Raw genomic sequence first — 10066 nt, 5'->3', positions numbered from 1 at the left:
ACTGAGCATAAAGCTCTTCCAACACCGATTGCAGCAGATCAATTGAAATTGGGGCAGGGGCAAAGCTGGGAGTCGAGCGAATATCGGGAGTCAGGGTCATAAGCTCGGTGTAAAGCAGGTGTTACCATTCTCCCATTTCTTTTTCTTCTGATTGCGTTTTTTATTGCAGAATCATGGTTCACTTGATTCCTGCGATCGTTCCCATTCCGGTCTCGCAACAGTACTTTTTAATTGCTAAACGAATTAACATAACGTTAATTTTTTTGTTTCTCTACCGAGCGGCACATCTCAATTTCAGTCCTTCCGCATAAGCTTGTAAAATGAGCTATGTAGATACTCTCAAATACACTGTTAAACAATACCAAAGCGGCAGAATTAGCCGTGATGAGTTTCGAGCCTGGCTGAAACACAGTTTGACCCTGCAAATGAGCATCCGCATCGAGCAAACCACCAAACGAATGCTGCAAAGCAAAATTCAGGCGGTTCGATCGCTGTTCTAAGTTAAAAATTTTTAAGAGAGCTTTTTAAGAAAGCATAAGCTGGGCTGGCAAAGCGTAACTCATGCAGCTTTGGAATTGCTGCGCTACTCAGGTACGTTACAACACTCTAGCAACTGCTGAGCAGGAGCGGTGCAGAATTCAGTCAACCGCTCGGATATGGCTCCGGTTAGCGCAGGCAGAATAAAGCTTAGGCAGGACAAGGCTGGCAGGACAAGAGGCTGGCTTGCTTTTTTCCTCAACGCAGATTCCCAGATGCAGCGTTTCTCCCTGTCGCCTGCTTCAAGCTACAGGGGCTAACTATATCAAATTTGGACATTTTAGAGATTTGGAGAAATTGCAGAATTGTATCCCAGTTCTTTAGATAAACAATACTGCCAATTTTCCTGATCAGGGTGAGGCTGCGGTGTAGTTTGAAGAAGTGCGGATTTTCTAATCTAGAATTGCTAAGATCTTGCGGGATTTTGCGATCGATCTGGAATAGATTGCTGAAATGATGAGGTTTTACTCAAGACTTCAGTTCAACGCTTCCCGGTTTATCGTGTTTGACTGTTTAACTGAGCTTTTTTAGCTGCACTTTAGTTTTAGTTGCACTTTGTTTTAGCTGCACTCTGTAAAACCGTGAATTCCAGCAATTCTAAGGCAATGTCTCTCGAAGCGTGCATCCGACAAGCCCTAGAGCAGGGCGAACTCACTCCTGGTCTAGAAATCCGTATTGAGCAAATTGTAGAGCAGGGCAACCTGACTGAGCGCGATCGGCAACTGCTGCAATTGCTGCAAGATGCGATTCAGGACGACTGTATTCGCCGAGCATAGGCTTTTGTCTGCCTAGCCCGCCACGTCTCGCATCCGCCATTTCCAGATGCAGCTTGACACCAGATTTGTCACGATATGCGCCACCACGGGAACGAGCAAATTTCCGGTTTCTAGCGCGCCCCAGCCCAGCACTAGCCCGATCGTTGTTGCCCAAATCATATATGACCACTGCTCGCGGCCGCTAAAGTGCATTACACCAAAGCACAGGCTTGAAATCAGCAGTCCATACCAGTTCAACCCCACCGAGGGCAGCATCACCCCCCGAAACAGTAGTTCTTCGCTCAGTGCTGGCAGTAGCCCCAGCCAGATCAGATCGGGCAGGGCAAGCGGCTGAATAATCAGGGCTAGATAGTAATCTGCACTCTGACGATAGCCTGCCCAGAGCCGATAAGTAATCGAGCTAGCAGCCGTAATGCCAACGCCCAGCCCCACGCCCCACAGCGCACTCTGGATTGACCAATCCAGCGGCAGCAGCGCAACCGGATCAAGCAGTAGCCAAAGCCGCGAAGCCAGCAGCAGGACGATCGCCGTCACGCCCATTGCAGTGAGAACCTGAACCCGGCTTAAAGGTTCAACATCAGGCTGAGGAGTGGGGTTAGAAGGTGGCTCAGACACAGTTTCTTTAGGGGAGCTGGGATGGGAATAACGAGCAATTTTTAACAGCAATCTACTGCAATCTGGTATGCGAATAAACCCTCGGAAGGGTTACAGATTGCCTAATGATTATCTAATTTCTTGAAGAAAATTTGCTTTTGGGGAAGCTGCAATGCACTCCTGAAGATTGGCAATCTGCGATCGAAGACTTGCCGGATTGAGCCCCGCCCGATGCGCCACCAAAACGCCCAGGGCTTCGAGGTAGGAATGAACGGCGATCGTTTCAATTCCTAAGGCTTCAGCCGGAACGTTTAGACTCGTCTGGTTTTCTTGCACAGTAATTATCTGGGTGGAAGTCTGGCTCAGGCTCAGCACTGCACTGCCGCCGCAGGCACTTGCCGGAATCACCAGCGCATCGACTTCATTTGCCCAAATTGCCCCTGTGGAAGGCATCGATTCTCGTGAAGTTACAAACTGCGGCGCACGGCTCAAGCCGACCAGCACACAGGGCAAAAACGTATAGCCCAATTCTTCAGCTGCCGATCGGGGCGAAAGGGTCGGGTCAATTGGCAGGGGCGACAGGGCAGGCGCGTGGGCACAGGGAATCTGAAACGTCCGCACAATCAAGTGGCTGATCACCGCTTCGGCTCCTGCCAGCGGGTCAACTCCCTGCCCATGCCGATATTGCATCAGTGCCTCAGTGCCCGGATCGTCAGGAAATCGGGCGACGATCGCCACGGCTTCTGCTTTTGCCTGGGTGATCAGCTTTTCGACTGCCCGCAGCAAACTGCCCGGATTTTGAATCGTGCCCCAAGTCGCACCGGATTCTGCCGTCCGCAGTTCCACGCCGAGCGGAGCATCCGTGACCACATAATCTGTCATCGTCAGACCCAGAGTTGCCCGTGCCGCATCTGCCACCTGCAAATGACGCAGCCGTAGCTCGGGTTCAATGCCCTGATCCAGCACCAACCCCACCCGGTTTTGATGCACCGGACGCAAGCCCCAGCTTCCCGCCGCAAACTGATCCAACCCGTAACCCTCCACATAGAGCGCGTTTGGCAGCGACCAGTACAGCGACGCGCCATTCATCACGTTGGGATGGGTAATGAGGCGATCGGCAACTTGAGCCATTGCTTTTGCAACAGGCAGGGCATCCCCGGCATAGCCTCCGATCGCTGCCCCAATGCCCGTCGGTACAATTAACATCACCGTATAGGGACGAGAATTCACGCTCACACCGTTCTAGTTCAACTCATTTAAACCGTAGTAACCGACGAAAAAGGAATCGCAAACTGAGTCGGGCTCAGCACAACGGCTTCGATCTGGGCAGTTTGACGATCAGCATCCACCCCCGCCACCGCCCAACGCAACGGCTCACCTTGCACCTGCAAAGCCTTCAGGATCGACCGTTGCAAGTCCGCAGGTTCCGTGAGCGAAACTTCGATCGTCACAAATCGCGTGATCACTTTTTCTTGCTTTCCTGAAACTGCCCGAACTGAAGCTGATACACCGTGTCTTCTTTCTCAGTTTCAACTTTCAGATCCGATCGCGGATACGATACACACAAAAGCGCATATCCCTGCTGCTGCAAAGCGGGACTAATGCCCATCCCGTCGGTCTGATCTACCGTGCCTTCCAAAATTTGGGCAGCGCAGGTTGTACAAACCCCGGCACTGCAAGAATAGGGCAAATCCAATCCGGCAGCCTGAGCCGCTTCGAGGACGGTCTGATTTTCAGGCACGGTCAGGGTGTGGGCTGTGCCTTGGTGATGAAGTTCGACAGTGTAGGCTTGACTCATAGGAATGCGATCGATTGCGTGACTTGCATTAAAAACGGCATTGATTCGAGACTGGAGGCGTAAATGCCCCAGTGATCTAGACTAGCGCAAGCCGATCGCTTTCACGGAGTAATGTAACTGCGATGTAATGGCAATCGAACGGATATCAAGACGGATATACAAGATGGTTTGAGGCGTAGCAGAAATCCTGCATTGCCCCCTAAACCCCCCAACTGATTGTTTGCCGCTCTTAAAGAGCGAGGGGGGACTTTGAGCAGTGGGAACCTGCGGTTACAAAAAGAATGCCTGCAATGGTTCGGTTCCACCGAAATCAGTTCGCTTAGGGGGCGGTTCGGAACAGCGATCCTGCTATCCTTGGGGGAAAGTGCGACGGAAGTCATCGATTAAATCATCAATTTCCTCGATCGCCTGATTGACATCAATCCGCAGGGTTCCTAAATCAGGTTGCTCTAGCAGGCGCAGCAGCGAATCACGCTGGCTCTCAATCTGCTTAAATCGATCGCGCAGAGTTTGAGGATCGATCGGGGTTTCAGAATCAGGCATCGTTCGTGCTCCGTAGGCTCATGGGCAGGCTCAGAGACAGGCTCTGGTGAAAATCCGCTGGAAAATCATTCAGCAACGACACACCTAAATGGTGAATAATTGTGAAGGGAATTCCAGGACTCAACTTTATGTTACGTCAAATTTCTCTCGGCGCATTGGGCTTAACCGTGGGCAGCATTCTAACCGTGGTTGGATTTGCCGCCTACTTTTCGGGCAATCCCACACTCAACCTGATCGGCTTTTTCTATGGAATTCCAGTTTTGCTGGGTGGTTTAGCCCTTCGTGTTGCCGAACTCAAGCCCGTTCCCTACAGCCAGCCCGTTACCCCCGACCTGCTAAACCTGCGAAAAGAGCAGGCAACTGCCACCCAAAACCAGATTCGATCGGATGTCACCCGCTATCGCTACGGACAAAAAGCGCACCTGGACACCTCGTTAGACTATCTAGGGCTGGAGCCCACCGACGAAGAACGTCCCGATCTGATTGGCATCCGGGAAGAGTCGCGCAACGGAGCTTACACACTAGTACTAGAGTTTTATTCGCCCCTTATTTCCTTCAACACCTGGAAAGGGAAACGGGAAAAGATCGAGCGATTTTTTGGACCCGGACTGTACGCTGAAGTCGAACAGCCAGAAGAGGAAAGAGTCGATTTGGCGTTAATTCGGCAAAGTGAGCAGGCAGTTACCCCTTCGGAAAGCTCCGAAGCAACCGAGCCAGCCAGCTAAAAGTACTTTGGAAATGGATTTGTTAAAACGACGAGCCGGGCTGCTGCAAAAATTCGATCTCTTCTGGTGTACTGAACCTGCCCAAAATCGCGTTGCGGTGGGGAAAGCGTCCGAAGCGATCGATCACATCTCGATGTTTAATCGCGTAGTCGAATGTGTCCTGTAGCTCTGGAGCGTCGGCACTTAGCTTTTCAAACAGGGCAACCGATCGCGCCTGGTTTGGCAACATTTCGCTGTGTTCAAGCGGCAGGTATACAAAAATCCGCTGAAGGGGTGCTAGCTCTTGATCAAATTTGCGATCGATCGCAGTTTTCGCCACGGCTAGAGCTTTGAGATCGCTCGCAAATGCCTGGGGTGTCCCCCGATAAAGATTGCGCGGAAACTGATCGAGCAAAATCAGCAGAGCTAGTGCCCCTTGCGACGTGCGCTGCCACGAGTCGAGCTGTCCGGCGGCGGCTTGCTCAATCAGCGATCGAAACCGTTCAGCAATTGCGCGATCGAACTCAGGAGCTTTGCCAAACCAGAGCTTGCGGCAAGCAGCATAGGATGTATCCTCCCCAGGCGCACCAAACCAGAAAGTGAGGACTTCGGCGGCGGCAGGCTCCAGAGTCAGATTTTGGCTCATTGCGGCATCCGGTTAATCGAGGGCTGAGAAGAAGGGAACGGAGCAACCGGAGCCGTTTGAGAAGGCTGCACCTGCGGGTTTTGCTGAGAATTTTGCTGGCGCAGTCGCTCTAGCTGACGAGCGCGAAAATCAGAAGCAGCAGAGTTAATCGTACGCTGCTGTTCCTGGTTAAACTCCGACATGCTGGGCATGGATCCCATTTGCAGCCGATGGAATAGGTCATACATATCTAAACCATTTGTGCCACCAAAGGAGTCACTGTTTTGATCGCTGCTGCCCAATCCCGGTAAAGCCTGATTTGAGCTGGTCTGAGCAGAAGCAGGCAGGGCACAGAGTCCGCCGATCGCGCTCAAGCTCACTAAGGTAAAACAAACTCGTTTGAATGCTCCGTTCATATCCTCACCTTGTCACCGAAAATTGACTTCAAGAATAGCGTGGTTGCTGGGATAGGAGACGAATTCTCGCTTAAAAAGCTCCCAATCTGGTTTCAGGCTCGTTTGAGCAGTGGCAGATTCCCTAGCTCCCCCAACATCAAGAGATTTTGAAACAATCGGAAGCCATTGGGGGATGCCATTGGAAGATGAATTATGCAAAGCTGCGGCGCAGCAAAGGACGAATGCTCAGCAGGGCGATCGTGCTAAACCCAAGCAGAATCAACAGGGCAGTCCCCAGCGAAATCGACGCGAAGGGCGTTTGCATGACGATGCTGCTGAATAGCCAGTCTTTGTGCGTGTAGACATAGCGAATTGGCTCGATCGCATAACTGAGCGGGTTCAAACTTGCCACCACCTGCAACCAGGTCGGCATAAACGAGAGCGGAGCTAGCGCGGTACTGGCAAACAGCAGCGGCAGGTTGGTCACAAAAATCACGGCAATTAGCTCAATGTGTCCCGGCAGCGCAAAAGCAAGCCCCAGACTAAGAGCCGTCACACCTATCACCAGCGTCAGCACGATCAAAATTACCAGTCCAAGTCCCAGTGGATCGGGCAATCCTGCTCCTAAAACCGCATTCATCACAATAATCACGCTCGTCTGCACCAGGCTCAGCGTGGCGATAAACAGCGCAGAAGCCAGGACGATCGAAAACCGCGAAGCCAGCGGCGCAACCAGCAATCGGTTGAGGAAGCCAAATTCGCGATCGAACATGACAGGCAATCCGGCGTTGAGCGCGCCGCCAAAGGCAGTAAACACAATCACCCCAGCCGCGAGAAACTGCCCGTAGTTCGTGCTTTCACCAAACAGTCCTTTCGGCGCATTCTGAAACAATGCCCCAAACAAAATCAGCCACATCACAGGCTGAATAATTCCCGCAATGAGAGTCGAAGGGCGACGCTGAAGCTGAATAAACAGCCGACGAGTCAGCGCAGCCGTCTCCTGAACGAAATCACTGAATCCAGAAGCGGGGGCGTTTTCCCCGTTTGGGGAAGTGCTTTGCATCGGTTCAGCCGTTGCCTGAGATTTGTTCAGGCTAGAAGGAGTAAGGGTTTGACCCATCTGAAATTGCCTCCCAGTTCAGATTCTATTCCTGTTGCATCAATCTAAGTTCAATGTCTTTAGACTAACGCATCTTCTGGAGCGGGATAAGCGTTTGAGCAAGCGGAAAGGGGGCGATGACCGTACTGGGTTGGGAGGGGGCGGGAAGTTTCGGGAATGGGGGGGCGATCGGGTGTAGGTCAGATTCAGTGAATTACTCATGCTCCTTCGAGGCGTGCCGCGGTGCGCCTTTTTAGCTGTGGTTTTGAAAGGAGTCTGAGGCGAGGCAGAAAGCTGGCTATTGTACCCTGCTGTGGTTCCTATTGGTCCAGGGGGTTAGAGCGAGCGGGGGGCTGGTTTAAGGGGGCGCTCAAATCGCTATCCGAGTCATCACTTGCGGTTGGAGCAGGGGCGATTTCCTCCTGGCTCGATCGGATCGAAGTGCTTTGCCCCGCCTCAGGCTTTTGCTCGACTTGGGCAGCGCTTCCTTCAGCGTTGCGCTCTGTGCTAACCATCCCTTCGGGAAACCGTGAGGCGATCGGGGTAAGGGTCTGGGCAATGGCAGCATCCTGCTCAAGCTGCCGGGTCGAGGAGACCAGACCGCTCAGCCCGTTGACGAGACTGCGAACATTGTCCCGAAAGCGGGGATCGCCTGTGAGTTCGTCCAGGTCGGCGGTGATTTTTTGGGCATTTTGAAACGTTGCCCGCGCTGAGTCGAGGGTTTGCTGAAGCAATAGGATATTATCGGCTGTGCCGACAGCATCGGTGAGGTTTCTCAGGGTCGCTGACGCCTGAGCTGCATTGGCAGAAAGAGTTTGCAGGTTTTGGACGAGGTTGTTATCGCTGCCGCCAAGGGCTGGAGAGAGCTGACCTAAAACCGACTGAATCTGGGTGCTGGTAGTGCTGATGCTGTTGAGCGTTGAGACGATTGTTACCCGATTGGTATTGAGCAAGTCGCTCACCTGAGCCGCCGTAAGAGCTGTCTGGTCAGCAGCGCGTCCGATCGATCGGGCAGAGAGGGCAGCTTCTCGCGTCACAGACCCCACTTCTTGCTGAAGCGATCGGGAAAGGATAGCGACTTCTCTGGTCAGGGTAGCGACCCCGGTCGCAGCCCCGGCACTGTTGCGCGTGAGCTGACGCAGTTCGTTAAAGAATCGGGGATCAGAAAAGGTGTTAGCAAAGCGAGTGGTGGCATCGAGAAGCTGGTTAAAGGTGACTCCGCCTTGTCCCTGAAGTTTGTCACCGTTACAAACAATCACCTGGCTATTGCAGTCTGCTCCCAGAGGGTCAGCGTTGGCGAAGGCGGCTGGGATATCTTGCTGAGGCGTGATTTCGACGACGCTCTCTCCAGTGAAGCTGGTTTGATAAACGGCAACCAGAGAGTTTCGGGGAATCACGACAGTTGTGGGGGAAATTTCCAGATCCAGCTCAACTAGATTGGCAGAGGCGCGAATGGTCTTGGTTTGCCCCACCTGCACCCCGCGATATTGCACCTGCGCGCCTTCCTGAATGCCGGACACTGTAGGAAACCCGACCGTAATAATGTAGCTGCGGCGACCGGGAGCAAAGCCCCGAATCCACAGAATTAGCCCGCCCAGCAAAGCCAGCCCCAGCAAAATGAGCAAGCCCACAGAACCTTCTCGAACGGTACGCGATCGCATGATGTGCCCTCTGATGCCAATGGAAAATACAGGTAGATGACCGATCGCCAATCTAAACTCTCATCTGGCTGGCAATCTAGCTATAGGCTTCCCGAAAGTCTATTGTCCATAGTGGATGGTCTTTCGTCCACCGTTTTTTAAGGATGTGCAGCATTCTGGCAACACGGCAAGTCTGCTTTTAGCCAGCAATCTGAATCGGTCCGTTAATACTGCCGCTAAAGAACTGACGCGCTACAGGATGATCGGTCGTATCGATATCGGCTGGGGTTCCCTGCCACTGGATTTTGCCGTGATACAGAAACACAATCCGATCGGCAGTGCGGCGAATGGTGCTGTCCTGGTGGGTGATGATAATGTAAGTGCTGCATCCACCCCTGGCGCGCTGGAGTTGGCGAATCAGGTCTTCGATCACGGTGGAGGCGATCGGGTCAAGTCCGGCGGTTGGCTCGTCGTAGAGAATCACTTCGGGACTAGAGGCAGGGTCATCGGGATCGTCCATAATCGCTCTGGCAAAGCTGACTCGCTTGCGCATCCCCCCAGAGAGTTCGGCTGGAAATCGATCGCCAATTCCTGGCAAACCCACCATTTCCAGCTTTTCTTCGACGAGCTGCCGAATCCGCTTGCGGGATAGCCGCGAGTGCTGATACAGCAAAAAGCCCACATTTTCTGCAACAGTGAGCGAATCAAACAGGGCAGCGTTCTGAAACACCATGCTGATATTGATCGGATCGGGATTGTCATCCACGGAGCCTTCACGCCGCTGTCCCTGAACGTAAATTTCGCCTTCGTCTGGCAGCAGCAGTCCAGCAATCACGCGCAGAATAGTCGATTTTCCGGTTCCAGAAGGACCAATAATCGCGAGTGCTTCACCCCGCTTGATCGGGAGGTCAATGTGATCCAGGACGACCTGATCACCAAAGGCTTTTGTGACTCCTTTGAGTTCAATCAATGGTTCAGCCATTTTCCGAGTAGAAGCGGACAGGAAGGACGATCGCGGGTCTATAGTCAGTCATCAATATGGATTGAATTGACCAAATCTAACAAAATCGGGCAAATAAAATCGGGCAAATCATCTGAACAAACTGGGCTGCGGTGCCTTCTCTGTCTCAAGCGAGAAGTTTTTCTAGCACAGGAGAGATATGAGAAATAGAATCAGTTGTACGGATGACGATCGCTACTTCTCACTCAGTGTTATTCTTCAGGCAATCCGCTTGCGGTTAGGGGGCAATTACCCGAAGGAAAAGCTGCTTCGCATTGATTCCAACAGTCCTTGCGGAATCCTCAGTCTTCCTTTTGTAGTCTAAGCGTTAAGGGTTCATTGTTGGTTGAGCGTT

At 52.5% G+C, this 10066-nt stretch carries 13 protein-coding genes; 3 read left to right on the top strand and 10 right to left on the bottom strand.

The features are described from left to right. Positions 1-320 precede the first annotated feature (320 nt). A complete protein-coding gene (locus tag H6F80_RS26975) occupies positions 321-500 on the top strand; it encodes a hypothetical protein (protein ID WP_190794602.1) in 180 nt (59 codons plus the stop codon). A gap of 618 nt (positions 501-1118) precedes the next feature. Further along, a complete protein-coding gene (locus tag H6F80_RS26970; RefSeq protein WP_190794601.1) occupies positions 1119-1313 on the top strand; it encodes a hypothetical protein in 195 nt (64 codons plus the stop codon). A 12-nt stretch (positions 1314-1325) separates the two neighbouring features. Here H6F80_RS26970 and H6F80_RS26965 read toward each other — a convergent pair whose 3' ends face one another. The 5 genes from H6F80_RS26965 to H6F80_RS26945 all read right to left on the bottom strand — a co-directional run bounded on the left by H6F80_RS26965 (position 1326) and on the right by H6F80_RS26945 (position 4248). Beyond that, entirely contained in the window at positions 1326-1928 is a 603-nt protein-coding gene (locus tag H6F80_RS26965) for a CPBP family intramembrane glutamic endopeptidase (protein WP_347277934.1), read from the bottom strand. 108 nt (positions 1929-2036) lie between these two features. Next, positions 2037-3143, bottom strand: coding sequence for a DUF3326 domain-containing protein (locus H6F80_RS26960; RefSeq protein WP_518523664.1), 1107 nt, complete (start codon positions 3141-3143; stop codon positions 2037-2039). A 20-nt stretch (positions 3144-3163) separates the two neighbouring features. Then, a complete protein-coding gene (locus tag H6F80_RS26955) occupies positions 3164-3373 on the bottom strand; it encodes a DUF8621 family protein (RefSeq protein WP_190794599.1) in 210 nt (69 codons plus the stop codon). After that, complete coding sequence (locus H6F80_RS26950; RefSeq protein WP_190794598.1) at positions 3370-3705, bottom strand: 2Fe-2S iron-sulfur cluster-binding protein; 336 nt, start codon at positions 3703-3705, stop codon at positions 3370-3372. The genes H6F80_RS26955 and H6F80_RS26950 overlap by 4 nt, the downstream gene beginning before the upstream one ends. A 348-nt stretch (positions 3706-4053) precedes the next feature. Then, complete coding sequence (locus H6F80_RS26945) at positions 4054-4248, bottom strand: hypothetical protein (protein ID WP_190794605.1); 195 nt, start codon at positions 4246-4248, stop codon at positions 4054-4056. Between the two features lie 128 nt (positions 4249-4376). Here H6F80_RS26945 and H6F80_RS26940 point away from each other — a divergent pair, with 128 nt between their 5' ends. Continuing rightward, on the top strand, positions 4377-4973 hold the full coding sequence (locus H6F80_RS26940; RefSeq protein ID WP_190794597.1) for a DUF2854 domain-containing protein: 597 nt from the start codon (positions 4377-4379) through the stop codon (positions 4971-4973). A gap of 22 nt (positions 4974-4995) precedes the next feature. On the opposite strand, the gene H6F80_RS26935 is transcribed toward H6F80_RS26940, so the two are convergent. From H6F80_RS26935 to H6F80_RS26915, 5 genes are all read right to left on the bottom strand, one after another. Further along, entirely contained in the window at positions 4996-5598 is a 603-nt protein-coding gene (locus H6F80_RS26935) for a DUF924 family protein (protein ID WP_190794596.1), read from the bottom strand. Continuing rightward, positions 5595-5993, bottom strand: coding sequence for a hypothetical protein (locus H6F80_RS26930; protein ID WP_190794595.1), 399 nt, complete (start codon positions 5991-5993; stop codon positions 5595-5597). The genes H6F80_RS26935 and H6F80_RS26930 overlap by 4 nt, the downstream gene beginning before the upstream one ends. A gap of 190 nt (positions 5994-6183) precedes the next feature. Then, the gene (locus H6F80_RS26925) at positions 6184-7092 is read right to left on the bottom strand and encodes an ABC transporter permease (protein ID WP_190794594.1); all 909 of its coding nucleotides are present in this window, start codon (positions 7090-7092) and stop codon (positions 6184-6186) included. Positions 7093-7391: 299 nt separating this feature from the next. Continuing rightward, complete coding sequence (locus H6F80_RS26920) at positions 7392-8783, bottom strand: MlaD family protein (protein ID WP_242067592.1); 1392 nt, start codon at positions 8781-8783, stop codon at positions 7392-7394. 127 nt (positions 8784-8910) lie between these two features. Further along, the gene (locus H6F80_RS26915) at positions 8911-9693 is read right to left on the bottom strand and encodes an ABC transporter ATP-binding protein (RefSeq protein ID WP_190794593.1); all 783 of its coding nucleotides are present in this window, start codon (positions 9691-9693) and stop codon (positions 8911-8913) included. Positions 9694-10066 lie beyond the last annotated feature (373 nt).

Source organism: Leptolyngbya sp. FACHB-711 (assembly GCF_014695615.1).
Classification (GTDB): domain Bacteria; phylum Cyanobacteriota; class Cyanobacteriia; order Elainellales; family Elainellaceae; genus Leptolyngbya_A.
The sequence above is the reverse complement of the archived record's forward strand: the minus strand, read 5'-3'. Positions and strand labels throughout refer to the sequence as shown.

Coding starts and splice junctions, on each gene's coding strand:
- H6F80_RS26975 (WP_190794602.1), top strand. CDS start 321: ATGAGCTATGTAGATACTCTCAAATACACTGTTAAACAATACCAAAGC.
- H6F80_RS26950 (WP_190794598.1), bottom strand. CDS start 3,705: ATGAGTCAAGCCTACACTGTCGAACTTCATCACCAAGGCACAGCCCAC.
- H6F80_RS26945 (WP_190794605.1), bottom strand. CDS start 4,248: ATGCCTGATTCTGAAACCCCGATCGATCCTCAAACTCTGCGCGATCGA.
- H6F80_RS26940 (WP_190794597.1), top strand. CDS start 4,377: ATGTTACGTCAAATTTCTCTCGGCGCATTGGGCTTAACCGTGGGCAGC.
- H6F80_RS26935 (WP_190794596.1), bottom strand. CDS start 5,598: ATGAGCCAAAATCTGACTCTGGAGCCTGCCGCCGCCGAAGTCCTCACT.
- H6F80_RS26930 (WP_190794595.1), bottom strand. CDS start 5,993: ATGAACGGAGCATTCAAACGAGTTTGTTTTACCTTAGTGAGCTTGAGC.
- H6F80_RS26925 (WP_190794594.1), bottom strand. CDS start 7,092: ATGGGTCAAACCCTTACTCCTTCTAGCCTGAACAAATCTCAGGCAACG.
- H6F80_RS26915 (WP_190794593.1), bottom strand. CDS start 9,693: ATGGCTGAACCATTGATTGAACTCAAAGGAGTCACAAAAGCCTTTGGT.